This is a genomic window from Bradyrhizobium sp. AZCC 1678, assembly GCF_036924765.1.
Classification (GTDB): domain Bacteria; phylum Pseudomonadota; class Alphaproteobacteria; order Rhizobiales; family Xanthobacteraceae; genus Bradyrhizobium; species Bradyrhizobium algeriense.
This window is the reverse complement of record NZ_JAZHSE010000001.1, coordinates 6950631-6976551: the sequence shown is the minus strand read 5'-3', so window position 1 is coordinate 6976551 and position 25921 is coordinate 6950631. Positions and strand designations below refer to the sequence as shown.

At 60.3% G+C, this 25921-nt stretch carries 25 protein-coding genes; 8 read left to right on the top strand and 17 right to left on the bottom strand.

The window, feature by feature from the left end; translation table 11 throughout:
* The first annotated feature begins 29 nt into the window (after positions 1-29).
* From V1294_RS33385 to V1294_RS33375, 3 genes are read left to right on the top strand one after another with little or no spacing between them, the layout of a single operon-like run.
* Positions 30-1139, top strand: coding sequence for a branched-chain amino acid ABC transporter permease (locus V1294_RS33385; protein ID WP_334503215.1), 1110 nt, complete (start codon positions 30-32; stop codon positions 1137-1139).
* Positions 1136-1939: an ABC transporter ATP-binding protein gene (locus V1294_RS33380; RefSeq protein WP_334503213.1), complete on the top strand. Its 804-nt coding sequence runs from the start codon at positions 1136-1138 to the stop codon at positions 1937-1939. Before V1294_RS33385 ends, V1294_RS33380 begins: the two co-directional genes overlap by 4 nt.
* 23 nt (positions 1940-1962) lie before the next feature.
* Entirely contained in the window at positions 1963-2658 is a 696-nt protein-coding gene (locus tag V1294_RS33375; protein WP_334503211.1) for an ABC transporter ATP-binding protein, read from the top strand.
* Positions 2659-3393: 735 nt separating this feature from the next.
* On the opposite strand, the gene V1294_RS33370 is transcribed toward V1294_RS33375, so the two are convergent.
* The 4 genes from V1294_RS33370 to V1294_RS33355 all read right to left on the bottom strand — a co-directional run bounded on the left by V1294_RS33370 (position 3394) and on the right by V1294_RS33355 (position 6871).
* On the bottom strand, positions 3394-3732 hold the full coding sequence (locus tag V1294_RS33370) for a c-type cytochrome (RefSeq protein WP_334503209.1): 339 nt from the start codon (positions 3730-3732) through the stop codon (positions 3394-3396).
* 64 nt (positions 3733-3796) lie between these two features.
* Entirely contained in the window at positions 3797-5461 is a 1665-nt protein-coding gene (locus V1294_RS33365) for a pyrroloquinoline quinone-dependent dehydrogenase (RefSeq protein ID WP_334503207.1), read from the bottom strand.
* Positions 5462-5532: 71 nt separating this feature from the next.
* Entirely contained in the window at positions 5533-6096 is a 564-nt protein-coding gene (locus tag V1294_RS33360) for an adenylate/guanylate cyclase domain-containing protein (RefSeq protein ID WP_334503205.1), read from the bottom strand.
* Positions 6080-6871, bottom strand: coding sequence for an alpha/beta fold hydrolase (locus tag V1294_RS33355; RefSeq protein WP_334503204.1), 792 nt, complete (start codon positions 6869-6871; stop codon positions 6080-6082). The genes V1294_RS33360 and V1294_RS33355 overlap by 17 nt, the downstream gene beginning before the upstream one ends.
* A gap of 545 nt (positions 6872-7416) precedes the next feature.
* Here V1294_RS33355 and V1294_RS33350 point away from each other — a divergent pair.
* Positions 7417-9201, top strand: a complete 1785-nt coding sequence (locus V1294_RS33350) for an adenylate/guanylate cyclase domain-containing protein (protein ID WP_334503202.1) — start codon at positions 7417-7419, stop codon at positions 9199-9201.
* A 395-nt stretch (positions 9202-9596) separates the two neighbouring features.
* Here the strand turns inward: V1294_RS33350 and V1294_RS33345 are convergent, their stop codons facing one another.
* The 5 genes from V1294_RS33345 to V1294_RS33325 form a co-directional block, all read right to left on the bottom strand.
* A complete protein-coding gene (locus V1294_RS33345) occupies positions 9597-9776 on the bottom strand; it encodes a hypothetical protein (protein ID WP_275190303.1) in 180 nt (59 codons plus the stop codon).
* Positions 9777-10429: 653 nt separating this feature from the next.
* On the bottom strand, positions 10430-11194 hold the full coding sequence (locus V1294_RS33340) for a DUF899 family protein (RefSeq protein ID WP_334432879.1): 765 nt from the start codon (positions 11192-11194) through the stop codon (positions 10430-10432).
* A gap of 211 nt (positions 11195-11405) precedes the next feature.
* Entirely contained in the window at positions 11406-11660 is a 255-nt protein-coding gene (locus V1294_RS33335) for a class I SAM-dependent methyltransferase (protein WP_334503200.1), read from the bottom strand.
* Positions 11661-12156: 496 nt separating this feature from the next.
* Positions 12157-12825: an RES family NAD+ phosphorylase gene (locus tag V1294_RS33330; protein WP_334503198.1), complete on the bottom strand. Its 669-nt coding sequence runs from the start codon at positions 12823-12825 to the stop codon at positions 12157-12159.
* A complete protein-coding gene (locus V1294_RS33325; protein ID WP_334503196.1) occupies positions 12822-13349 on the bottom strand; it encodes an MbcA/ParS/Xre antitoxin family protein in 528 nt (175 codons plus the stop codon). The genes V1294_RS33330 and V1294_RS33325 overlap by 4 nt, the downstream gene beginning before the upstream one ends.
* 1537 nt (positions 13350-14886) lie before the next feature.
* On the opposite strand from V1294_RS33325, the gene V1294_RS33320 reads away from it, so the two are divergent.
* Positions 14887-15129 (top strand): helix-turn-helix transcriptional regulator, encoded by a 243-nt coding sequence (locus V1294_RS33320; protein ID WP_334432891.1) that lies wholly within the window; start codon positions 14887-14889, stop codon positions 15127-15129.
* A 303-nt stretch (positions 15130-15432) separates the two neighbouring features.
* Here the strand turns inward: V1294_RS33320 and V1294_RS33315 are convergent, their stop codons facing one another.
* Entirely contained in the window at positions 15433-16704 is a 1272-nt protein-coding gene (locus V1294_RS33315) for a hypothetical protein (protein ID WP_334503194.1), read from the bottom strand.
* A 628-nt stretch (positions 16705-17332) separates the two neighbouring features.
* Between V1294_RS33315 and V1294_RS33310 the strand changes: the two genes are divergently transcribed.
* Positions 17333-18295, top strand: a complete 963-nt coding sequence (locus tag V1294_RS33310) for a hypothetical protein (RefSeq protein ID WP_334503192.1) — start codon at positions 17333-17335, stop codon at positions 18293-18295.
* Between the two features lie 455 nt (positions 18296-18750).
* On the opposite strand, the gene V1294_RS33305 is transcribed toward V1294_RS33310, so the two are convergent.
* The 7 genes from V1294_RS33305 to V1294_RS33275 form a co-directional block, all read right to left on the bottom strand.
* The gene (locus V1294_RS33305) at positions 18751-19170 is read right to left on the bottom strand and encodes a hypothetical protein (protein ID WP_334503190.1); all 420 of its coding nucleotides are present in this window, start codon (positions 19168-19170) and stop codon (positions 18751-18753) included.
* Between the two features lie 584 nt (positions 19171-19754).
* A complete protein-coding gene (locus V1294_RS33300; protein ID WP_334503188.1) occupies positions 19755-20330 on the bottom strand; it encodes a hypothetical protein in 576 nt (191 codons plus the stop codon).
* Positions 20327-20659 (bottom strand): hypothetical protein, encoded by a 333-nt coding sequence (locus V1294_RS33295; protein ID WP_334503186.1) that lies wholly within the window; start codon positions 20657-20659, stop codon positions 20327-20329. Before V1294_RS33295 ends, V1294_RS33300 begins: the two co-directional genes overlap by 4 nt.
* Before the next feature lie 88 nt (positions 20660-20747).
* Positions 20748-21005, bottom strand: a complete 258-nt coding sequence (locus V1294_RS33290) for a hypothetical protein (protein WP_334503184.1) — start codon at positions 21003-21005, stop codon at positions 20748-20750.
* A gap of 135 nt (positions 21006-21140) precedes the next feature.
* A complete protein-coding gene (locus V1294_RS33285; protein ID WP_334503182.1) occupies positions 21141-23246 on the bottom strand; it encodes an AAA family ATPase in 2106 nt (701 codons plus the stop codon).
* A gap of 275 nt (positions 23247-23521) precedes the next feature.
* Entirely contained in the window at positions 23522-24115 is a 594-nt protein-coding gene (locus tag V1294_RS33280) for a hypothetical protein (RefSeq protein ID WP_334503180.1), read from the bottom strand.
* Between the two features lie 119 nt (positions 24116-24234).
* A complete protein-coding gene (locus tag V1294_RS33275) occupies positions 24235-24558 on the bottom strand; it encodes a helix-turn-helix domain-containing protein (RefSeq protein ID WP_334504921.1) in 324 nt (107 codons plus the stop codon).
* 699 nt (positions 24559-25257) lie between these two features.
* On the opposite strand from V1294_RS33275, the gene V1294_RS33270 reads away from it, so the two are divergent.
* Both V1294_RS33270 and V1294_RS33265 read left to right on the top strand, forming a co-directional pair.
* Complete coding sequence (locus V1294_RS33270) at positions 25258-25539, top strand: AbrB/MazE/SpoVT family DNA-binding domain-containing protein (protein ID WP_334503178.1); 282 nt, start codon at positions 25258-25260, stop codon at positions 25537-25539.
* Positions 25520-25909, top strand: a complete 390-nt coding sequence (locus tag V1294_RS33265) for a type II toxin-antitoxin system VapC family toxin (protein ID WP_334432897.1) — start codon at positions 25520-25522, stop codon at positions 25907-25909. Before V1294_RS33270 ends, V1294_RS33265 begins: the two co-directional genes overlap by 20 nt.
* Positions 25910-25921: the final 12 nt, after the last annotated feature.

Sequence of the window (25921 nt, the reverse complement as noted above, 5' to 3'; positions counted from 1 at the left end):
GGCGGTCGCTCCTGCCGGGAGCCGCTGCCGTGGTCTTGGTCACGGTATTCCTGATCATCCTCTTGCGGGTCGAAAATCAGAAAGCGATCATCGCACTGCTTGCCCTTGGTATCGGCGCCGTTATCGCGGCCAACCGGCTCGGATTGTTGAAGTCCGTTGCGCACAGTTTTAGCGAGCGGGAAGACGCGCTGGGGCTGCTCGCGATTGTCGCGACGCTCGCGGTTGGCGCGGTCTTCCACGAAGACCATTTCGTCCTGCTGCTTGTCTGCACCGTGGTGCTTTACACCGTCGCGACACTTGGGCTGAGCATCCAATTCGGCTATGCGGGGGTGCTGAACTTTGCAGGCGCCTCGTTTTTTGGCATCGGCGCCTACACCGCTGCGGTGCTCAATCAGCACACCGCCGTTCCGCACCTGCTCGTGCTGCTGATTGGCGGGCTCATGGCGGCGCTGATCGGATCGCTCCTCCTGCTGCCCGTCTTGCGCACGCGCGGTCATTACGCGGCGGTGGTCACCATCGCGTTTGCGCTCCTGTTCAAGACTTTTCTGGAAGTGAACGACGTCCTTGGAGGTCCCCAGGGGCTTCAGGTGCGAGGCATGACGATCCTCGGCTGGTCGTTCAATGACAATATCGAGATCGGTGGAGTCGAGCTGTCGTTCTATCTCAATTATTTCGTCATAAGCATGATGATCGTGGTCTTGGCTTTCGTCGTCGTACGACGGCTCGAGCGGTCCTGGATCGGCCTCAATCTCGATGCGCTGCGGCTGGACGAGACCGCCGCCGGTTGCTTCGGACTCAATATCGTACGTTGGAAGATAACAGCCTTCCTGCTCGGCAATTTCCTAATCGGCGTTGCCGGCACGTTGCATGGGATGGTCGTCGGCTTCGTCCAACCCAACAACTATACGTTCGCCGACTCGCTCGTCCTGGTATCGATCCTACTGCTCGGGGGCATCGGCAATCCCTGGGGCGTGGCTGTGGCAACCGTGATCGTCGTCATCGTTCCAGAGAAGCTGCAGGTCATCCAGGAATATCGCTTTATGCTCTATGCCGCGTTGGTCATGATGGTCCTGCTGTTCCGGCCCGAGGGCCTGTTGCCGCGGCCGGTGCGTAGATATTTCCCCGGATGGCGACCATGACGCAAAATCCCGCGCCGCGTGAAGAAATGCCGCTGGTGCTCGAGGCACGGGGTTTGACCAGGCGTTTCGGCGGCGTCCTGGCTCTCGATCATCTCGACTTCGATGTTGCACAGGGCGAAATTGTTGGCCTGATTGGCCCGAACGGCTCCGGCAAGACCACATTCTTCAACGTCATCACCGGGATCTACTGGGCAGATGCAGGTCACGTGTCATTGGACGGCGCCGAGATTACACGGGCCACCCCGCAAGCCATCTATCATGCAGGAGTGTCGCGCACCTTTCAGCGTTCGCGGCTGTCCCTGCCGCTGTCGATCTTCGACAACATCATGATCGGCAACCACAAGCGCCTGAACCAGGGCCTGTGGTTCAACCTCGTCAGGCGCCAAGCATTCAAGGCCGAATTCGAGGAGAGCTTTGCCAAAGCGCAAGCGCTGGTCGAGGTGTTCGATCCGCCGCTCGCTCGGCGCATGCTGGAGCCGGTCGCGGGCCTGCCCATGATCGACCGCCGCCGCATCGAGATCTGCCGCGCGCTGATCAGCCGCCCCCAGCTGCTGCTGCTGGACGAGCCCTCCGCCGGCATGACGCACGAGGAAACGAGCCAGCTCATGGACGATATATTGGAAGTGCGGAAGCGACTCGATGGGCTTTCGATCGTGATCGTCGAGCATGAGATGGGTGTCATCGAACGCATCACCAATCGCTGCGTGGTGCTCAATTTCGGCCGCAAGATTGCCGCTGGTACATTCGCGGAGATCGCCGCCGACCGAATGGTGCAAGAAGCGTATCTGGGTCTGCAATGACAAACCACGAGGCCAACGCGCTCGTGATCGAAGGCGTCTCCACCGCCTATGATCAGGCCAACGTGCTGGAGAACGTCTCGCTGACGGCAGCGTCGGGCAAGATCACCTGTCTCCTCGGTTCCAACGGCTCCGGCAAGACCACGTTGATCCGCTCGATCCTCGGACTGACGCCACCGAACAGGGGCAGCATCCGATTCGGCGGTGTGGACCTTGCGGGACTCCCGACCCACCGGGTGATCGCGGCCGGCATTGCCTGTATTCCCGAAGGTCGGCGGGTATTCGCAAAGCTCACGGTCGAAGAAAATCTGCGCATCGGCGCTTATCAGGAGACATCGGACGCGGCTGTTGCGCAGCGCTTGGCGCATGTCTATGCCACCTTTCCGCGGCTCAGCGAGCGCCGCGATCAGCTTGCCGGCACCATGTCGGGGGGCGAGCAGGCGATGGTCTCGATTGGCCGGGGACTCATGCGCGCGCCGAAGCTTCTCCTCATCGACGAGCCTTCGCTCGGCCTCGCGCCCATCCTGGTGCGGGAGAACTTCAATATCATCCGCCGCATCAACCAGCAGGGCATCACCGTATTTCTGGTCGAACAAAACGTCCACCAGACGCTCGCGATCTCCGACTACGGCTACGTCCTCTCCAAGGGCCGCGTCGTCGCCGCTGGCGAGCCACGCGAGCTCAGTCAAACGAAGCAAGTGCACGAGGCGTACTTTGGATAATGGTTCTCACTTGAGCTGATGCGGCGATCTGGTCGGCTGTACGACAGTCAATTGGCCCAGCAACGAGGGTGCTGGCGCGCAACACCGAGGGGTTGTTTCGTGCCGCGACCGTCAAAGCAGTACAGCGATGGGATGACATACGCCTCGGATTGCAAAGCAGGTTGCTCCCAAATCGTCGTCCGCTTCGTGTCGAAAGCGTCGTTTTAACCGTCTGGCGATCACTTCCGACCGACCCGATAAGCGGACGATTTCAGCGTCCGTCGGCATGTCTCAAAGGTGCCACCAACGGACATGAATCCTGCAGTCCTTCGAGACCAATTTGCTTTTCGATTCTTGCGGCCGATCTGCAAAAGAATGAGCGCAGTCGCGCTGTCCCGATAGCGTCCCTATCCGTCGATCCTGCGAACATGACGCACATGCGGCCACGAAAGGTCGTCTGCAACGAACCTGCGCAGAACGCGCTCAGGCGGTAGTTGGTCTCGTTATTGTATGATCGCATTTGGCGAAGGGCCGCGAAGAAACGGCGCGAAGGACCTCGCCGGCCGAGCGACAATAAGCGGCGCGGCCCGCTCGGTTGATCGGCGCCGCAGTGTGTGTCTGCGCATCGGTTTTGAGTGAGACGCAAGGCCGGCAGGCAAAGTGACCGACGGGCCCTCCAGCAAAGACGCCCGAAATCAAAGCTCCGAGGGCCAGCCACGATTATTACACTGGCGACTTCCTCCATCCGGGTTAAAACTACTTCGGCTGCTGGCTGATCGACATGACGTAGGCGGTGGCCTTCCAAATCTCTTCATCGGTCAGCACATCGCGCGACGCTGGCATCCGGAGACCGCTCCCCATTCGGCCGTCGGCGATCGCTTGGAACACACCTCTGGGGTCAAGGGCGCGGCGGGCGAGATTGATCCCGCCTTGGCCGCCCTCCCCATGGCAACGTGAACACTGTTTTTGCAAAAACAGATCATGGCCCGCCGCAATCATTGTGGGGTCTTTCAGGTTCGGAACGTCTTCTTGCGGATAGGCGGCGTCGCCAACGAAAATGCAGGCAATCGTCATCAGCACCAGTTTGTACATCATGGAACTAGTCCGCGACTAAAGCGCGATAGGGGCGGCTGCTCCCGGCCGCCCCCTGTTTAGTTCGCTATTTCGGCAGCTTAAACGCGATAAGGGTCGAAGCCGCAGGCATCTTCTCAAGTTGAGGGAACAATGCGGGAAGCAAGATTGCAGCGTAGGAGCCCCATCCGCTTGGCACCAAAATGTACTGCTCGCCAGCGACGGCGTAGCTGATGATGCCGCTGCGCATTCCCGATCCGGTATTGAAGCTCCACAGCACCTTTCCGGTATCGGCATCGAAGGCCCGCAGAATGCCGGTCGGGTCGCCGTTGAACACGAGCCCGCCGCCGGTGGTCAGGACGCTGGCGAAGCCGGGGACATCCATCTCATGCGTCCATTTGCGCTCGCCAGTAAATGGATCGCGTGCATCGAGCCGGCCGGGCTTGCGCCCATCGGGTGCCATCACCAGCCGTCCAAAATCACTGGCGCCGATATGGCCGGTGCCATAGTCCTTGGGATCGTCCTTCTGCGCCACTGGTTTGAGGTAGCCGCAGAAATCCAGCACGTTGTTGTACCAGAGTCCGGTGTTGGGGTTGTAGGCGCCGGAATTCCAGCTGCGTCCACCGAAGGTGGACGGGCAGATCAGCGTCTCCTGGTTCATCGGCAATTCGACGCGGCCGATCAACTCGCCGGTTCTCTTGTCGATGTCTTTGACAAAGTTCTTGAGGTCGCTGACTGGCCAAATGTTCTCGATGCTTCCATCATTCTTGTCCAACACGAAAACGTAGCCGCTCTTGTTCATGTGGACGATCAAGTCCTTGCCGTCCTTCTTGAACAGCAGCACCTCATATGCCGAATCGTAGTCCCATACGTCCTGCTTAATCTCCTGCCGGTACCATTTCAGATTGCCGGTCTTGGGATCGAGTGCGACGATCGAATCGGTATAGAGGTTGTCACCCTGCCGGTCCTCATTGATGAAATCCTTCCCCGGATTGCCGGTGCCGTAGAAGACCGTGTTCGTCTCCGCGTCGTAGGTGCCCGGCATCCAGGCACCGCCACCGCCGTATTTGCCGCTCGTGCCAGGCCAACTCTTCGGGTCGTCCTTAATGGTGTTGAACTCCCAGATCTTCTTCCCGCTTTTGGCTTCGACACCGAAGATTTTCCCTTGCGTCGCCAATTCGCCTGCAGTCGATCCGAAAGTCAGCATATCGCCAGCAACGACGGGCGGCGAGGTGAAATTGCAACCATGGCAGTTCGGAAAATCGGTCAACTGGACTTGCCATATCTCCTTGCCTGTTTTCTGATCGAGGGCGATGCCGCGCCCATCCACTGTTCCGATGAAGACCTTGCCGTCGCCGACCGCGACGCCACGGCTATACGGTGAGAACAACACCTTCTTGGTGAGCGGATCGAGCTTCGGCTGATAGCTCCAGAGCTCCTGCCCGGTCTTCGCGTCCAGCGCCGCCACCCGGTTCCCGGAGGTTATCGAATAGATCACGCCGTCTATCGCCAAAGGCGTCTCTTGAATGCCCATGGTGATATCGCCGCCCTGGGCGATCCATGCCACAGAAAGTCTGCTGACGTTGTCCTTGTTGATTTGATCGAGCGGGCTGTAACGCCATGAGTTGGTAGTCCGATTGTATTGTGGCCAATTGTTGGGATCTTCAGTGCCCGGGGCCTCAGCGAGAGCGACTGTTGCGATGCTGAGCAAGCAAGTCAGACCCAAACTTGCCGCTAAGATCAATTTGCCCATTGTCATTCCTCCCTCTGATGGTTTCGATGTTCTCCTTAAGCCGCGGCTTCCGCCTGGATGCCGTAATTCTTTCAGTTCGCTGCACGGAATAGGCGCCACTCATTGGGCACACCTTTAAGCGCATAAGTGCCGCATTCTTCCAGGACCAAGCCGGAGCCAGCCACTAGATCGCGCACCGTCTGCGAGACCAACACTTCGCTCGGAGCCGCGATGGAGGCAACGCGCGCGCCGGTATGCACTGCGATTCCAGCAATGTCGTTACCTACGAGTTCGCATTCACCAGTATGAACGCCGCACCGTACTTCAAGATTGAGCGAGCGCACCGTATCGCGGATGGCACTGGCACAGCGCACCGCTCGCGCCGGCCCGTCGAAGGTGGCGAGCAAGCCGTCACCTGATGTGTTGATTTCACACCCGCGGTACTGATGCAAGACCTCACGCACCCTGGCATAAAACGTCTCAAGCAACTCTCGCCAGGAATTGTCGCCAAGTGTCGCCGCTCGTGCTGTCGAACCTGCGATATCCACAAACAGCACGGTTGCAAGCACCCGCTCTGGTTCGTGAGCATGGCGTCTGCCTGTCAGAAACTGTTCGACCTCATCAAGAATCGAATCTTGATCACCAAACCAGGCCATGTGATCCTCGCCTGGAAGCTCGACTAGCTTTGCGCCGTGGGATACGCTGAGCCATGTAGCGTGCATGCTCCACGTCGATCACGCGCTCTGCGGTACGGTGTAGAATGAGCGTCGGCACGCGGGTCGCGGGCAAGATATGGCGAACGTCGATCTCGCGGTTCATTTTCATGATAGCCGCCGCCGCGCCAGGACTTGCCGATGCCCTGAAATATGAAGCCAAGCCCTCCGCGGCACGAGGGTCACTGGCGATGCTGGGCGCCCACATCGTGACGCTTATTCCTTGCGGGGTACCCCAGTGGTGTTCAATGTTGTCAAGAACACGTTTCCAGTGCTCGTCCTTCCAGCCGAACGAATAATCCGGTGACCAGGAACGCTTGGCGTAGCAGCCGTACAGAACCAGTGCCGAGGTTCGTTCCGGATAGGTGGCGGCATACAGCAAGGACATCGGGCCGCCCTCGGAAATGCCAAACAGCGCCGCACGCTCGGACCCGACTTCGTTCAAGATGCTCTGCACATCGTGCATACGTTGTTCGAGCGTGAAAATCTGAGAGCTTCGATCAGACATTCCAGTGCCACGCTTGTCGAAAATGATGACGCGACAGAACGAGGCGAGACGCCGAAAAAATCTGCTTCGATTCGGCGACTGCCACATGGCCTCGATGTTCGACACGAAGCCCGGCACGAAAATCAGATCGAGCAGGCCCTCGCCGAACACTTGATAGGCGATGTATACGTCATCGCTCTTGACGTAGTGAGTTGAGGGTACCTCAGCCATTGCTCCTGTCCTTCAAAGGCGGGCAATAACTCGCGATCGACTGAGTAGTTGTTCGCCGCTTCGGTGCGGCTTCTAACTCGATTGTGGCCAACGAACGGGAGCGCTGGGACCAAGAGTCGCTGCGCGGTATTCTTTCCGAGTTTTTTCTGGCCGCAGGGCAGGCACCATCGTGGCCTCTGACGATAGGCCCTGCGATGGCATCGTTTCGCTCCACCGGACCACCGCCTGACAGGCTACGCCGTGCTCGTCTCTCCGACAATGCAATGCTATCACATACAGCATGGCAGAGAGTGAGACACAGGGGCGCATCCCTTTGGTTGGAGCCGGATGGTCGGCCTCTTTGGTGTATCGAGCATGTCTGGTGCGGGTCAAACGCGTCATTTCGACCGTGCGCCGACCACTTCCGATCTATCCCGATAAGCAGACATTTTCAGTGTCCGTCGGCATGTCTCAAAGGTGCCAAGAACAGACGTAAGGTGGACATTCCTTCACTTGGCACTGCCGTCTGATCCGTCGTACTTTATGCGCTGGTTGGATTGCATGCCATGGTGCAAGAGCGGCCATTCCGGATCGAGCGGAGGTTGTCGGCGATATTGGCCGCCGATGTGGCTGGCTATTCGCGGCTTATGCACCACGACGAAGAGGCTACCCACGCCAAACTGAGGACGCTCCTCGCGGACGATGTCGAGCCCGCAATCACGGAACACGGCGGCCGCATCGTAAAGAACACCGGCGACGGGCTCTTGGCAGAGTTTCCGAGCGCGGTCGAAGCGGTTCGAGCTGCTCTGCAGTTCCAAACTCGCATTCGCGAACTTACAAATGGCGATGCGGAAAACAGGCGTATTGCTTTCCGCGTAGGCGTCAACATCGGGGACGTAATCGTCGAGCCCCATGACATCTTTGGCGATGGTGTGAATATTGCGGCACGGCTTGAAAGCATTGCAGAACCTGGCGGTGTCTGCATCTCGTCTGCCGCCTACGATCACGTCCGAGGCAAGGTCGGGGTTGAGTTCGCCGATCTGGGTGAGCATAACCTCAAAAACATCGACCGTCCGGTCCGGGTCTACGCCGTGGTCCGGGAGGGATCATCCAGCCCACCAGCTGAGTACGCGAAGTCGAGCGCACATTCACCGCCTCGTCTTTCCATCGTGGTGCTGCCTTTCACGAACCTTAGCGGTGGTCCCGAGCAGGACTACTTCATCGATGGCGTAACTGAGAGCCTGATCTCGGACTTGTCGCGGATCAGCGGCTCGTTTGTTATCGCGCGCAGCACGGCCTTCACCTTCAAAGGCAAAGACGTGGACGTTCAAAAGGTCGGTAGAGAACTGAATGTGCGCTATGTCCTCGAAGGCTCGGTACAACGTGGCGGTAACAGGCTGCGAGTTAACGTGCAACTTATCGACGTCGAAACTGCCAGCCACCTCTGGGCCGAACGCTTCGACAAGCCTATTGCTGATCTATTCGATATGCAGGACGAAATCGTCTGCAGGCTCGCCAATACATTGAATGCCCAGCTCATTGAGGCTGAGGCGCGACGCGCGGCGCGTTCACTGCATCCGGATGCAATCGACTTGAGTTTCCAGGGCAACTGTTGCTTCAATAAGGGGTTCACCGCCGAACACATGGCGCAGGCAAGGGAGTTTTACGAGCGAGCTTTGGTGCTCGACCCGGAAAATACAGAAGCGTTGGTCGGTATAGCGGCTGTAGATGCGGCAAGCGCTGCGTTTTTTATCTTCAGCGACCGTGAGGCGCGCTTTGCAGCGGCCGAAGCAGCGTTGATCAAAGCTCTATCCATTTCACCGCAGCACGCTCGGGCTCACATGTATTTGGGTGCCGTGCAATGCTCAACGAAGCGCGCGGCCCAAGGCATCCGGGAATGCGAACGGGCGTTGGCTCTAGATCGAAATTTGGCCGACGCTCACGGTATTATCGGTTCGGCGAAGGTCTTAATCGGTCGAGGCACGGAAGCCGAGGGGCATATCGAGGAAGCTTTTCGGCTCTCTCCCCGCGATCCTATTGCCTTTCGGTGGATGTTCTACGCTGGCTTGACCAAACTCATTCTTGGCGCCGACGTTGAAGCAGTGGCATGGCTGCGCCGGTGCCTCGAAGCCAACCGGAATTATCCCATCGCACATTTCCAGCTGGCGGCCGCGCTTGCGCTGCTCGGCTCGATGGAGGAAGCGCGTGCTGCGGCAAAGGCGGGGTTTGAGCTCGATCCAACTTTCAACATTCGCCGTACTCGAGGCAGAATAAGTGACGATCCGACCTTCGTTGCGGGGAGCAAGCGCGTCCGTGAGGGTATGCGCTTGGCCGGGGTGCCTGAGGGGTGATGTCGGAGTTGGGTCAATCGCGTCGTTGTGGGGACGTCCGGTGTTGGCGCAAAGCGGCCGTTCGCGTAATGAGCGGTGATGCAACGCTATTGGCTCTGTCTGCGCCCACCCGCAACGGGCAGGTGATCGTCTGTTGGCGCAGTGCGGCGGCGAAGGTGACGCCTGGATGGCGTATGATGCTAACTCGGGCGGGCGCGCAACGAGAATTCACGCGCGCTCACTGCGGGGCTACACCGTAGTCAATCCGCGCGCAGCGTGACCAACAGTAAATCGCTCGACAAATTCGGCCACGCGGTCGCGTCAGGAATCGTGCAGCCGCGTGGCTCGATCTATTTGCGTACGAAAGAATTGTGAAAATTGGGACAGACCGTACCCCGGCCCCGTCGCACTGTGGGTTAAACGCGCGTTGAAAGAGACACACCAAGCTTTGCAGCCATGACGCTGGTGGCACCGGGAGTTCGCTTCAACGCCTTTGAGATCTTGGCGACGCCTGACTTGGATTTTGCCATCGTCTTCATTGTCCGAACATCGTCTTTTGTCCACGCGCGGCGAACTACTTTCTTAGCTTTTGCCATTCTTACTCCGAATCATATTGGGCAGTGCCGGGCTTCTATCATGACTGTCTGCGCTGGCGAGCAAGAACAAACTTCCATTGCGAGAATGTGAATGCGACCTCGCTACGTGAAAAACGGGATATGTGATCTACATTACTGTTATTGGTCGGAGAAAGCGGGCATCTACCTCTCTTTTCGAGGGGGCGACCCAGCATGGACGACCGATTTTACAGGAATAGAGCGCGCGTCCTCCGGGAACTTGCGACGGAGGCAGACCCATTGATCAAAGGACGGCTGTTGCGTCTTGCGGACAATTACGACGATATGACCACAACGCAGACAGCGCGTGATCGGGCGTCAAAGAGGCCAGAGCAAAGTGCCCACGTCGATAGTCGCGACGGAAACTAGCAATTTCTTTCTGCGCTTCGACAACAATCATTGTGTCTTCGCAAGCGCCACGATAGCCGCGACGGCGGCTTGGTCTTGGTCATCACCCCAAAGAGACGTTTTTCAACACTATCGGGGAGTTCCAGACATTCGCGGCGCTCTCCAGAGCGCCCATTCGGGCTACGGCTGGAGTCGACTCTTTTCAGACCCTGGCAACTCTGCACAGGCGTCGGCAAAGCCACTGTTCTGAAGCACGAGCGCGCGATTTCGAAGTTGCTGTATGCTCGCTAAGTACTCGCTGGCGCTTCGGGCCGACAGCATTCGTATTCGATTTGCTCGTACGCGTCGGGCCGCCCTCCAGGAGTGAGGTCCAAGAGGGTCCACATCGGCTCGACCGTGCCGACATGTCGTGGATCCTGCCCCGGTTCGGTCGGCAAGAACAACAGTTCGGAGGCCCAGCTCAGCCTAATCACCCCATCGGCGCCCTTGTGGAATACGGTGAGCATCGGCACCTGCTGTCCCTCCTTATCCTCGCCATGATAGTCGCGCTTGAAGCTGTTGTTGGCGGCTGAAAGCACCTTCAAATTGCGCCAGCCGCGATGCGCTGCACAAGCCGCGACCCGCTGGATCGGTGCCTTGGCCACGGCCGCGATGTTTGCTCCCAGCCCCTCAACGTGCGGCACCGCTCCCTCCCAGTTGTCGAGCAAAGCAGTGCAAGAGGGGCACGGCCCCTCCTCAACCGGAAGCTCTGCCATTGGCCCACTGCTCGGTCCCCGCCGCTTGTCGCCGCGGTGCCGGGGGAACATGTAATGGTAGAGGATCAACGTATCGGTAGCGGGCCGGAACAGTTCGGATAGCCGCACCTTCGCTGGTGCCCCCTTTGAGTCAATGTGGTCAAATTCGTAATCCTCGGGAACGGCTCCACCCGGCGGGAGTGCTCGAATCTCCGCGGCCACTGCCTCCATTTCGCGCCTGAGTGCTACCTCGCGCTGCAGCAGCCTGTTCCGAGCGGCGCGATACGCCGGACTTTCATTTGGAAAGGTCACGCCCATGGACGACTCCGTCGAGGCGACTAAGTATAGCACGACTCCAGCGAACCTGAGCCCATCTGCACCTTGGGAACGTTCGGAGCAGCTCAGCCGGCCCACCTAGATCGGCCAAGTGCGAGATCACCTGCCGCGCCATGTGTCGAATGGCACGCCTTGCCGGCTCGCCCAGTTCCCGCTCACCTCGTGATCGGTCGGTCTGCGGCGCCGGCCCTGATCAAGCGCGGGGCCTTTCCCCGCCGACAAGGGTGACCTTGCCGAAGGCCAAGCGAAACTGACCAATCGTGCGCGCATTCTCGAAGCCCGCCGCCGTTAAGTCACGGACCAACATTCCTTCGCCGGGTCCGCCGAAATGTCCGCCGACGAAATCCGCGATCCGCAACGCTCCGCCGGGCGCCAGCGCCGCATGCATGGAAGCCAGCGTCTCGGCCTGCATCTCGCGCGGCATATGGTGGAAGGCAAGCGAGGACACCAGCTTTGTCGCGCGCGCGGCGCCTATGAGTTTCGCGGTCTCGTTGCCGAATCCGCGATAAAAGGTGACGCCGATTCCCTGCGAGCCGCCTTCTTCTGCGCGCGCCCCAGGGCGTTAGGATCGGGATCGACGCCGACGACCTGCGCGCCTGCGGCACCTGTTCCTTCGCCATGATCGCAAGCGTGCCGGTACCGCAGCCGACATCGACAACGATGTCGCCGGGCTCGAGGTCCAGCGACTTGAGAATTTCGCCGCGCCAGCGCCGCTCGCGTGTCAGCAGAGCGATCATCGGGTCATAAAGCGGCAGCAGCCAGCGGCGCCCCGCCGCTGGAATAAAGTCGTGGTGTGCGACCGCCATCATAGAGCTCCTCACGGTTCTTCCTCCCAAGGGATGAACCTTCAATTTAGTAGCGTCCGATAGGCCAGCAAGCGGTGCGAAAACCGTATGCTAACGGCCATTCGCCGGGCGCGATGGTGCCGGCGGTCAGCAGTTTGATCAAAGCGACAGTTTGCGGACGTCGATCGTACGCGATGTTGCCAGGATCGTAATTTCGAAATGATCTGTCTGTACGATGTCCGAAATATTGCGCGGCCGGTGCGCGACAACGTTGACACCGGTCCGCCGCCGCAGGCTGTCATAGAGTAGTCCCGCACCACCTGACGCGCGAACTTCCTCTCCAAGCTTCTGCGAGGCGCCATATTGGTCGCTTGCGTATACGTCGGGGCGCGTGGCCTGCTGGCCTCTGATGTCGACATAGTCGCCTAACAACGTCGCGACATACGCCCTGTAGGTCCGGGTCATCGTGGTTACATTGCGAGCGACCGTTTCACGCCGCAGGTGATGACCGACCTCGGCAGCGGCGGTGTGGATATCCTCGGCTGCGTACCAGGCCCCGAGTTCGGAATTGAATCGCATCCCACCAGGCGCAACGTGTAGAAAAGCCGCCATGACGATGCTGGCGTTGGGGACGCCATAAACCCATTCTGCCTGCGGTAGTCGGGCGATACGCTCAGCGACAAGCCGATCGTTGGTCCAGCCGACCAACTCCATTACGGCCGCAAGATCAGCTGCGGTTGCAACGGTATCAAACAGACCGACGGGAGGGAACTGCGACGGGATCAGGCGATAGGCGGGCCGTGGCGAGGGTGCGAAAGCGTCCGTCACCGGAAGACAATTTCCGTGTCGTCGTAAGGCGCGAATGCCTCGTCAATGGTGTTCGGCTGCATGTAGAGACCGCCTCGCGCGCCGTCGAGGAAACGGCGCACCGAGAGCAATCCATCCTGGGAGCCGCTGGTCACCAAGTCGACGGGCGGTCGCCCGCCGAACACGATAGCGTTGTGCGGGGTTCGCAACCACTCGACGCCAAGCCGCTCCGTCGGAAACAGAATGCCGAGAGCCTGATGGATGCCGAGCACCGCCGAGATGCGTGTGAGCACATCAACGTCGAGGGTGAAAGCGCCGTGCTCGCGAGCTTGCCTGCACCAGTTGTGGTACGTGGATCGAGAGGGATAACCGAGGATCAGGAGACGCTGCTCTTCGGTCAATCCCCATAGATCCGCAATGGCCAGGAAAGTCCGCAAAGCAGGAGCGCTGAGCCGCCTTCGATTGGCCGGGGCAAAGCGTGAATTGTCGAGGCGCTGAGGCCCATTTCCCGCTTCAGACGGGTGTCTTTTAGGATTGCTCGACATGGGTGCACCTTGTGTCAGATATAGACATAGTCCAAATCTAGACAAAATGCAACTGCCTGTCTGGAGGAATGGATGGGCAGGGATTCAGGTCGTTGACCTCCGTTCTGCGGATCCTGCCAAGGTGACAGAATAGGTGCGGCCGCTGTAGTGGGAGCAAGTTTCACGAGGCGCGTTTAGCTAAAAATAGGGGGTCAGCGGTCGCTCGGAGCAAAATTCCCGATCCGATGCCCGCGCCGCCGACGCCACAAGCGCCGGCGCAACCGCAACTCGCCCGACATCCGACGGATACGCCTTGCCAGCTCGTCGGCCTCGATATCGACGGCGGCCGACGCCAGGCGATACCCGCCTATCATGCCGATGACATCCGTGGCCGAGATTGCCGGCCGCGCGCCATCTGGCTCACGCGGAACTGACGGGCAGCCGATTGTCCATCTGGTCGCTGCGTCGACGCAGACCGCGCGGTATGCCGAGCTCTGCGGCTGGATGACGATCATGCAGTCCCGATTAGCAGCGTAGGGCACGCGGAAGCTCAAGTAAGAGACGGTCATCGCTGGTCCTGTCCGCGGGCAAAGCTGCGCCGTTCGCAGACGAGTTGGCCTGCGAGAATTATTTCCTGAGATGGGGCGAAGGTCTATGTTTCAGTGAGACTACCGGCAGCGCTCTTAAAGCGCGCGAGCAGGGTATGAATTGGTGTGCTCGTGATTCAACTGATAGCGCGAATGCTTGAAAAGTAGCCTCGAGAGATCTCTAAAATTGGATGCAACGCGGAGTTTGATGGCCACCGCAACGACAATTGTCATATAGATGGCCGCGGCAATACATCCGCCAGCTCCTCGTGCCTCTTTTCGGCGACCTTGTGGCCCCGTCGTATGGGATCGCCGACCGGCGCCGCAATGTTCGCCGTAGAGGTTAAGCTGGTGGCAGGGTCGGCGGCACTGGCCGCTTTGGGGCCCGGACAGCTGAAGCCATGCCTTGAGTTACTGCGCGGGCCGATGCGAATTGCTGACGCCGGATGCTCCGCGTTGAGCTCTGTAGTCTCTTGTGAGCTTGACGCCGCCGATGCCACACAAATCGCCGACAGTCAGCCGTCGCTACGTTGGCACCCTGGTCCTCTCTCGTGGGCTCGGTTGTCAGGCCTTATTGCCCCTGCAGTGAGGCTATGGTGAGCACCGTGCAACCAGCAATCCCATAGTGCTCAGCCGCACCACGACATTGCCGGACGCCGGCAGTTTGAGTTGAGCTTTTGGTTTTCAAAACTCAGGCGTGCAGATGATCAGGCGTGATGCGCCTTCGGCTGAGTTGTTGTGGGGCGCGGAGTGGGTATGCCGATGCCGAAGATCATCGTCTTCCCGACGGTCGGAACGAAAACGCGGAAGCGGAGATCGGAAGCCGCATGATGAACGCCGTTTCGCGGTGATCGTCGTCCTCAGAAGAGGATGCGCTCGTGACGATCATGGGGTCGGCATTACACGCTTAAGCGTGTTTTAAACGCTAAAGCGTGTGGCGCAGTTCGCTTGCAAATGCATCATCCTGACGGATGAGGCGACGACATCCGAAACACACGAAGCGGCTGCTTGCCCGCAACCTGCGTCAGCTTCGCCTTGAGAGGTCATGGTCGCAGGATGACCTCGCTGATGCGGCGAAGGTGCGTCAGGCGCTCGTCAGCGCAATGGAAGTCGCCACAGCCAATCCGACGTTGGAATCGCTGGACAAGATTGCAGCCGCGCTCGGTACCGAGGTCGCCGATCTTCTTGTCCCGCATGCGTCGAAGGCACGATAGCGGCATCCCACACGTGATCGGCCGAGGCGGCACCATCGCGCGTGACAACTTAATCGGTGTCATCGGTTGGCCGGGAGAATGCTCGTCGTGGCCGCACCTGCGCTCGGGTTCGACGCGTTGACCGTGCGTGCGTGGCAATCCGTCGAAAAGTGGACGGTTTTCTGCAGTTCGGTGTTCGCGGCGGTCAACGCCGCATGAAAGCCGAGATAGGGTGATCGAGGCAAGCGATATCACTTAGAGCTCTGACAATCAGAGCTCCTCCCGCCGCTCGCAGGCGGCGGGAGGGAAACGAATCCCTTGCGGTTATGTCACGATGTCGATGCCGCGCTTGGCCTTCTTGCGGCGCCAGCGGAGACGGAGCTTCTGTCCCTCCATCGCGACCTCCTGGTTCTTCTCAAGATAGATCTGAACCGTCTGTTCCGTGAGGTGTATGCTTTGGCTCATGATCTGCGTGGTCGTCAGGCCAGCAGTGCCCGATTCCGTCAGACCGCCCTTCCGGAACTGGGTGAGCGTCAGGTGAGGCAATCCGGCTTCCTTGCAGATATCCGACACTACTCTGTTCAACTTCCCGCTCGTCCAGGCCCTCGGCTCGCCAGGGGTTGATTCCTCGCAGACAAAGAGCGGCCCGGAAGTGCGATTGGCCTTGAGTTTGTCCAACCGCTGTATCAGGGCGGGATACAGCGGTTTACCGTTGTCATCGTGCAACAGGAAATACCGCTCCCGATCAACCTTTTCCGCGCGCACGAACACTTCCTCCTCATGGTGCGGGCCGCGGTAGTCATTCACCGTCATCTTGTGAGGAAAGTGGCTGATGCGTGCCTCCATTTCCCACGCGAACAGTACGATGGCCGACACAGAGAAGAGGCCCTTGCGATCGGCGGCGCGAACGAATGTCGCAAGCTGAGGAATCTTTACGGCCGGAGGGCCCTTCTTCTTGTGGGGCGCGTACACTCCCTCGAACGGGTTCACGCCATTGTGCAGTAAATGACCATACTGGCGCCTAATGCCATTGACCATTGCCCGCAGGTTGTGAACGCAGTTTGCGGCGGTGCCGCTGCGTTTGCGTGCAACCGTCTTGCCGTTCTTGTCGGTCTCGGTCACGAAGAGAAATTCGTTGTAGAAGCTATCCACCAATGCCGGCGTAATCTGCGGCAGGGGGACATCACCGAACCTGCGTCTAGCGTAGGGCCCGGCCCGCATGATGTGATTACAGCTAAGCCGATTGGTTTTGCGATACGCTTTCTGTGTGAGCTCAGCCAAGTTCTGGAAGCGGGTGGTCTTCTCGTAGATCTCGCATGCCCAGCTGAGCGTCCCGTAAGTTGGCCCGCCCTCGACCGGAATTGCCAGGGCATTCTGCCTTCTGGCCTCAAGCAGTGGCAGTACCTCGCTCTCGTATGTCGCGAGAGCCGTGATGAGGTCGGTGCCAAGCGAAAGGTATTGGATAGGGAAGCCTTCCTTCCGCATTCTCGTCGACGCCTCGAATCGGAAGAAGGTATTCTGCTTGGATTCGGACCAGTGGTGCCGCACGTACGGCGGCAGCACCGGCTGAGGGGCGCTCTGAGTATTTTGGAACATCTGAAGCTCCTCTGTATGGGTTTCACGCCTCATTGTCGCACGCGCAGCGCTGTAGACCGCTTGAACGTCACCAGAATCTTTGGATGAGGAAAACTATCGTCGGGTAGAATATGTGGTATTGCTCAGGTTTGCATCGTCACGCCCGAGTACAGACGAGCAGTTCGCGAGGTGAAGCACCGTTACCAGTTCCGGCTCTCGAGTCGGGATACCTCTCGGCGAACGAGTCGGGACAGCTTGAGAAATCCCAATAAAACGGGCGCAACTTGCGTCGGCCGAAGCAGAGAAAGAGAGACTCGAACCTCCTTTTCGGCGGTCCTCGAAATTCGTGGAATATCGATTTTTATAGGGTTTCCTGAATCCCATCCCGACTCGCGAACATGAAAAGTGCCCCCAAACGGAAGGATTCGAGCCGCAAGAGTCGGGATGCGGGTTTGCGAATACTTGTTACCATCTGATTCGAACCATTTCCGATTTGAACCGTTTTGATCTTCGGTTCAATTGGAGCTTCTTCCACCAACTCACACGCCTTCCCAAGGATCCGGGTAACTGCTCGTTACCGTCGGATACCCGCAACGGTTGCTCTTGGGAGGGCCACTCACTGCCACGTCTGACAGAGAAGGAGAGAGCGATGCCCAACCTTGGACAGGTGCGGATGGCGGCTTATCGCGTGATGCGCGAGGTCGCACTGCCAAATATCACAATCGCAGCAGTCCGCAGGCAGATGGTGAAGGATGGGGCACGGCCCGGTTCCCATCGCGATTTGCCTAAGATGATCAGGGACTTCAAGGACGAACAGAAGGACATAGTGCGACTGCCGCTAGGCGTCGTGAAACTAACCGAACAATTCGCAACCAGGGTTTGGGAGATTGCATTGGCTACGGCCGGTGAAATGGAGCTGCAGCGGGGAGGAGCTCAGCCGGAGCCGCGAGTCATCCGGAAGCGACGGCCGACGCCGATCAAAGGTACTGCCAGGATCGTTGCATTGCAAAAGACCGTCGAATTCATGCTGCGTCCTGATGCGAGGGGCAGCAGTCTGATCCGTGAACCGGTCGCCGCCATCGACGTCTATCGCCGGTTGACCGATAAGCAGGCCGAGTTGACCGACGAGTACCACATCAGTCGAGACCTTCAGAAGATCGAGAAACAATCCCGGCTCGTGTACAGAGTGAGGGACGAGAGCAATCCGAGCAGGGAAGGTAGATGGTGGCGGCGCGATCGGCCTCTTCCGACAGGGTACGGGGATAGAAAGGTCACAACGCGTTACGTCCCACGTGGGACCTCTCTTTCTCAGATCCGAATGGGCAATCGCCCCTTAGTCGAAGACGCAATTTCCTTCATGATCACCTCGAAACATCCTGTGAGTCGACAAGAAATCATGGAAGCCTTGGACGTGCCCATCCAACAGCGGGCGAAATTCGCGTTGATGTTACGCAATCACTTGCGTGCCAAAAACCCTCGCTTCACGCGTGATGCCGACGGAAATTTTTCAGTTGTTCAGCGACGGAGCGCATGCGCGAGTAAGCCAAATGGATCGCAAACGCGGACTAGCTCCGCTGGTGGCGTGGCTGGCGGCCTGCATCCGAATCGTTGATCTCCCAAAAAGTCGCGGGATGGGCGACTAACCAGTCTCCCAACCGCGTTCCTCCAAGTTCGGTTGCAGTCCACGATGCCTGGCAGCAACGAAGGCTCTCACGGCTTCCCGCGACCACACCACCTCGAGCTCAGCGCCTCGTCCACGCACAGCCCCGGGTCGCGGGGCCGTTCCATGGGCAATAGCCTTGCATAGCTGTCTCGTCGTATCGAAATCCAGCAGCGCTGCCACCATGTCCGCGCGCAGTTCGAACGGCCACACCCCAGTGGGTGGGAATCTGGCGGGCCGGTTCGTCACTCTGACGATTTGCTTGCGCAGACCCGCGCGTACGTCCTGCACGCTTTTTGCTGGGTCCGTGGAGACTGCCTCCGCCGAAAATGCGGAGTCGTCGACCCTGCGGCCGATCCGTGCCTGGCGCCGAAAGCGCGGGCGACCATCCATCGGTTGTGCATTCGTCATCGCTTGGATCCGGGACGGCGAGGCGAGGTAGCGTTCGCCGCCGGGCGGCAGCGGATGTCGAAGTGATCGGCGATCTCGTCGAGCGAGAGGGTGAGATCGTCCGACTCGGCAATGTGCGCTGCGCCGTCGATGATGCCGACCGTCACCGCAGCGATGTCTTTCGACGCCGACGATCGAGCCAGATAGGCGCGCAGCACCAGCTCGACGGCGAGCAGATCTCTGGCGATCCGCCGCCGTGCCCGCGAGGAATGCGAGCCTCCCCAGCAAAAGGCGTATCCACCCGCCCAGCCGTTGCGCTCGTCAATCACGACCATGTCGACGAGTGTGCTCTCGGCAGCAGCATCTCCGCAAGGGAGCGAGGTGCCGATGTACGCACCCTTCGCCCAGCGCACCCATCGTCGGCTTTCGGCGGTCAACGGCACTCGGACATTCCGCCGGACGCTGTACCTACCTGATCCACGCAATGCGTCAGCCAGCCGAGCACGCAGCAAGTCGTTTCGCCGGGCCGCTCTTCCATCTACGCGGATCCTTCGCCGCTTCGGCGGAAGCGCCTCCACTGCCCGCGCACCGACGCCAGTCTCAATTCGGGTGTTCATCACGAGTCCCTCCGCGGGTGGCGCGCGCTCCGCGCATCTCCTTTGTCCTTCTGCTTAGTGGGTGCAGGCCTGCTGGCCCAGGCGCGGCAAGCCAGTCCTGACCACGCTCCGGCACGGAGCAGTTGGTTCGACCGAATCCTCAACGAGGAGGTGCCCGATTTCGGGAGGTGATCGCCGAGGCCCGCGAGACCGCGGTTCTTCTCATCGGCTGCGACCGCAATCTCCTCTTAGGATGCCGGTTAATTCTCCGCCGCTCGTGTTCCTGCGACGAATTGTTACGCAGGAGGCCCGCGCCGCCGCCGAGCCGGCGGAATAAGCCGGAGCAGCCGGCTTTCGCCGCCTCTCCCCTTGCCACGCCGGGCCGTGCCATGCCTCGCCGGTCACGCCCCGCCACGCCACGCGAACTATTCCGGGCCGATCTGCTCGACAGTAAAGCGGCCGAACTCAGGGCGGTGATCTCCGAGCCCAAAAGGGCCGGCCAGCTTGAAGAACTCGGTCACCTCGGCGCGGTTGATCATGGATGGTAGAAAGGTGGCCGTTACGCGCGCGCTCCACCTCGGGAAGCAGGGGCGCGTGCGGATCGTCAGCGAGTCCCGGACGCGCACCATTTCGCGGTGGCGAAAGCGCTGGTCAGCCCAAAGTTCGGGAAGGGTGCTTGGCCCGTCATAATCGAGCGTCGCGGGGCCGTCCGCCAAGAACGCAGCCTTGGCGACGTTTCCCTTTCTCCGTCTTCTTGCGCCGTCCACGAGCACGGCTTTGAGGCAATGTGGCGGAAGACAAGGGCGACCGTCGTGCAGCCACAAGCCGCCGTGCCATTCGAGCTCGGCGATGCGGTCGTGATCGGCTTCCGTCTTCATCCGCTTCGAAGTGACCGCGGCAAGAGCCTTCGTCAGCGGATCCAACGGATCGGCGAGCCGGGCGGAGTGCATCAGCATGGGGCCCACTCCGACGAGTCGCAAGGCTATGCGTTCGACGCTCATGTCGTTTCTCCGATGGAAGGATCAAACAGCGGCTCGGGATTCGAGATCGCCGGTACGAAGTCGGACGGTTTGAGTGGCAATGTAGCGGCGTAGCGACGCGCCCGCAGCATCGCCGTCACGCCTTGATGGCACTCGCGACACAGGGAAGTCAGGTCACCGTCTATTTCCCGACACAGACGCTCGTACGTCCGATGGTGGGCCTCCAGTTCATACCCATCTGCCACCGAGTTCGGACATAGGCGGCACTGGAATCCCGCCGCCTCGAACTCGCGCAATCGGACCGGGTTTGTGCGCCAAGCTTCGCTCGAGATGTAGGTGACGTAATCCATCGACGCTCCAATGCGGCGCGGCCAAGGCGCCGCCGCGACCTCGTAACCATCCTCGTTTCGGCCCGACAGCAGCACGACGGCTCGAAGGTCAGGGGTCTTCGCCGTCCATCTCGGCGATGGCGCGCGCGAGCAGCTTCCACACGCTCTGTCGTCGCGCGTGGCCGCGCACGGTGAAATGACGAACCTGCGGCGGCGTCCCCGCCAGCGGGTTCGCCGCCTCCGTGACGCTGATCCGATAGTCGGCCAACTCGGCGGGGCCGCCGATATTGCCGATGGCCATCGATCCGATCGTGCGTCGGAACTCCTCCACGCCCGCGGGCACAAGCTCAACCGTCACCCTCAGCATGCGCTGACCTCCATGTCCGGTGAAATTTCGCATCGCGATGCCTCCGACGACCGCGTCTCCGGTCCGTCGGTGCGCACCTCCGGAAGGTTGCTGCTCGGACAAGAAGCGGATGCGCGTCGCGCGATATTCCGAGCGTTACCTCGATCCTCCGGTCTCTCCGCCGTGGTCGTCCGGCACGATGTTCCGGACCGGGTGCGCCTTCAGCAGTTCGTCGATCGCGGCACGATCCAGATAACCCGTTTCTTCCAATCGGCGCGCCACCGCTTCGACGGGTTTGCGGTTTCCGGCGATGAGTTCGCGCGCTCGCGTCAAGCAACGATCCAGGCGTTTTGTGATCAGAGTCACGACGGATGGATCGTGCAGAAGCATTTCTGTAGCGCGGTCTGAGAAATGTGCGACGCCGATCGCTCCGAAGCCGAACCGAAGTTCCAGGTCGGTTGCGGTTTGGGTCGCCCGTGAAAAATCACTGTCTTCCCCAATACCCGCTCCGGCTGTGGCTTGGGATGCGCCCAAGATAACCTCCTCGGCGGCGCGGCCGCTCAGAAGCGCTATGATGTAATTTTCGATTCCGGATTGGGTCTGTGAGTTGGCCCGCGAGAGCTCGACGCGCGTTGCGCCGCCGCGATCCAGGATCGTCAGCGCTTGTGGCTCGAACACGGCCAAAGCGACGCCCACGACGAGGTGTCCGGCCTCGTGAACCGAACAGGACCACCGCAGGTTTTCCGGCATTGCTTCGCGACCGCACCTGACCTCGTGAATGACATCCTTCAGCTGAAGCTCGCGCTTGGCGCGGCGGGCGCGCGACTTCGCCCTCCGGACCCAAGCCTCAACGTCTGCCCCTGTCTTGCCGCCCGCCGCGAGTGCGGCGGGCATCAAATCCACGTTGGGCAGGGCCTCCGGTCCCAGATGAAAGCGGAAGATCGCAGCGAGGCTCTGAGCGTCGGGCAACTCGATCTCGATCGTGCGATCGATGCGTCCTGCGCGCCGTACCGCAGCGTCGATGTGCTCGGGGTGATTTGTTGCCCCGATCACGACCACGCCGGGCCGCTCTTCGATGCCTGCCAACAGCTCCAACAGGAGATTGACGATCTGGGTCCAATATTCCTTGTACTCCGTCGTCAGAGTTGCGCGATCCGATATTCCGTCCAATTCATCGATAAATAGGATGCACGGGGCGAGCTTGCGCGCCTGCGAGAATGCCTCCTTGATGGCCGCCAACGTACCCGAGAGGTAAGCCGCAGCGTTCCAATCGGCAACGGAAGTGGCCACCAGAGGCACACCTGCAGACTTCGCGACCGCGCGCGCGAATTGCGTCTTACCTACGCCGGGCGGGCCAGCCAGGAGGAGGCCCTTTTCGATGCATTCCCACTCGAGGCGGCCGGCCCGGTATTCGCGGAGGTCCTCAACGAGGTTGAGACCCCATTCGCGCGCCGCGCCATAGCCCGCGAGCTCCTCAAGGCATGGACCTCGATGGTCGAAAAACGATTTCGTCGAGACGATCCTTTCCAGCCGCTTTACGCAATCGTCTGCCATGCGATCCGAGCGAACCGAGAGAGCAAGATCCGAGATGTCGATCGCGCGGACGACTTGCTCATCAACGGTCGCGCTCGGAGATCTTCCGGTCACGGCTTCGATCACGAGCGCGATGGCGGAAGAATCCAGTTGGCTGAGCGAGAGGTGATGTTCGGCTGCGCGAAGGAGATCCCTCGGCAGGTGGCGGCGAGGATCGGGGGCGACTCCGAAAACGGGTGCCCGAGCGTGCAGGGCGCTTGCTACCGTGTCGTTTCCTCGTTCCGCCTTGTGTTCGTTTGACGTGCCGTCTCTGGCAAGAAGCAGTACAGGGCGCGTATATCCACCACGGTCGAACGTTCGATCGTCGAGCACTTTCGCCTCGGCGCCGAACGCGCATATTTTTAGCACCTGCCGGACCAGGGAGACCACCTCCGCTCCATGGGTGGCGAGCGAAACCACCGGACAGCCTCGTCGCAGTTCACGGGTGAGTCCGCTGACCGGCTCGATTGCGCGCGCGACGAGCACCGCGGCGGCCGCGAGGTCTGCTCGGATCGACGTCCGTCCCACTGACTCGGGGCTGGTCGACAGATCGTCGATGAGCCGCTCGATGGGATCGTCGGGGTTGCCGCTGCGCAGGAGCGGACCACTGCTCGTGCCGGCTTCGGCGGCCAACATGTCAAGGTAGGCTCGCGCGAGGAGGTCGCGCTGACCCGCTACGTGCAAGTTCATTCCTTCACTCCGTCGAGAGACCGTCGGGTGGCAGAGCTGAGAGGGGTAAAACCAGCCACGGCGCACGATGGCTTTTGAATAGTCGTCGGTGATCCAGCGACCGGCTAAGTGATGCGGTCGCCGTGGCGCCGAACAGTCCGAACGCTATCCGGCGCCACGGCGCGAGCGACGTCACCTATGCTGGCCGCGTGCCGCCGTGCGGTCGATTGGACTGGGCGCATTCCGCAGGCCCGCCCCTGCCGTGCTGTAAGGCCCTTCTTCGGCAGCCATATCCCCTAGCGTCCGCGCACCATGCTAGATGGCCCCAAAGGGGCCTCCTGGATATTGAACTCCAAAAGATCTTCGCAGGCCATCGCGCAAACGGCAGCGATAATGTCACAGGTAGGGCAAGCACGCTCTTCGATCTCGATGATCGACTGAGGGCCATCCTCGGCAAGCACCGCCGCGATCCTGAGCCTATCGTTGAGGGGCACGTGATAGCGCTCGTAGGACCAGACTGTTCTCGCATTTGAGAACAGTGGTTCGCGTCTAATGTCGAAAGCATCGCGTTCGAGGAGGCGCAGTCCGTTGCGCTCCAGGATGCTGCCGAGGCGGACCAACTCCTCCGCACTGCGTCGCGGCCGCGTTTCGCAAACCACGAGCAGGAAATCGCCGTCTATCCTGTCTATAACCACTCCCGTTAGCGAGGCCTGCGTACCATGTAGGTCCGGAGTCTGCCGATAGCGGATCGCGCGAACCGAAGGCTCAAGGCTCGCTTGCTGGAGCGCGTCGCGGAGAAGGATGTGGCGTACGGGAATCGCGACTTTGCATTTGCGGCTCGAGAAGAAGACCGGGGCGGTCGATCCATTGCGGAATTGATTGCTGCGCATGGCACATTGTCCTGAGCATGTTGCGTGAGAAAGGCGACACGGTCAGAACGATGATGATCGATGAACATGGGGTGCGCTCCTTTCCTAAGGTCGAATCCGACGTGCTCGAATGCGAACTTCTATGATGAGAAAGGGGGTGGAGCTGCGTTGCGTCGCAGTGATACGTTATAGCGTGTCAGAAAATTGCGCCGAAGATATGGCGATCGAGCGCGAAAGTTCTGCCTTGGAGGTTCGCGCTTGGATCGGACTGCGCGACCGGAACCCAGTCGGCTGGTAGTACTGATTTCGCAACTCATTGCTCGAAAAGTTCCGCAAGGTCGACGTCCAGCGCCATTGCGATCCTCACGACCGAGTCGAGCGTCGGGTTCGCTTCTCCCTCGCTCGATCTGGCTGATGAGCGCCTGACGGATTCCGGAGTCCTCGGCCAAGTCCCTCTGAGACATTTTCGAAGATAGCCTTAGCTCCCTAACCCTGCGGCCGAGAGTCTCCCTAAGTTGTTTCCTGATCCTTACGAAGGATTCAGATTTCGTCACGGCTCCTCCGGGAAAATCCTTTGCTCCGCGGACGTCCAACTTTGCAAAGGCCGTCCAACCTGCCACGTTTGGGATGCTCCCGCCATCGCGACGGGCTCGTCTGCAAGGATTTGCGGTCGCTACATCCGGCGACATCTGCCGGGTCTCTTCGCCGGTCAGGCTGCTTGACCGAATCCTTACTCTAAGATTCGGCTATCCGGATTATCGTGTGGAATGACGCCATGGGCGAGCGAGCGCTTGATGCCCGTCGGTCAGCAAAACGCCTCTCCCGTCGCGGTCGCTCATCGTCTCCTCTGCTGCGACCTCGTCAGCGTTCGCTCTCCGGATACCACGGCTCGAAGCGAGCGTTTTCTCTCGGGCAGCCTGACGACGTTCGCCGCCGGCTTCCACCGGCAATTGGGTGCCGCTTGCCCGTGCCGGTATCGCAGCGATGCCTCCAGCTTCCAGATCGGCGTGTCCGGTCGCTGGCGCGCGCCATTGACCGTCGAGAGATCAGCGAGTGCGTCGAACACAACCTGCATTGCACCTCGGACGGTCCCGATATAGGTGGGCCTTGCCATCCGGCCCAGGCCCGACTATCTTACTTTTGTCTTACCGGATGAAGCCGCCATGTCCGCCAAGCAGAAACTGACCACCACCGTCTCGACCAAGGGCCAGGTGATATTGCCCAAGGCGATCCGGGAACAGCGGCACTGGCCTGCCGGAACGGAACTGATGGTGGAGGATAACCCCGAGGGCGTATTGCTGAAGGCGAAGCCCGCCTTTGCGCCCACCCGCCCGAAAGACGTATTTGGCTCCCTATCCTATGAGGGGCCGGCAAAGTCGATCGCGGATATGGAGGCGGGGATCGCCGCCGAGGCGAAACGGGGGCATGCTCGCAATCGATACTAAGCTCATCGTCCGCTATCTCGTGGGCGACGATCCCGGACAGGCTGGCCGGGCACGCAGGCTGATCGACAACAATGACGTCTTCGTCTGCACCACAGTCCTGCTGGAGACCGAGTGGGTGCTGCGGAGCGTCTATGGGTTTTCCGCTGCCCAGTGCGCCAAGGCCCTCTCCGATTTCGCGGGGCTGCCGCGCGTGAGTCTGGAAGATGCTACCGCCGCGGCGATGGCGTTGGGCTGGATGCGGCAGGGCGTGGACTTTGCGGATGGTCTGCATCTGGCCAAGGCGGGAGGCTGTGAGGCCTTCATCAGCTTTGACCAGGATTTCGCCAAAGCCGCCAACGGCCTTGGCGGCATCAAGGTGCGCGCGCCCTGACACCGGGCGCGC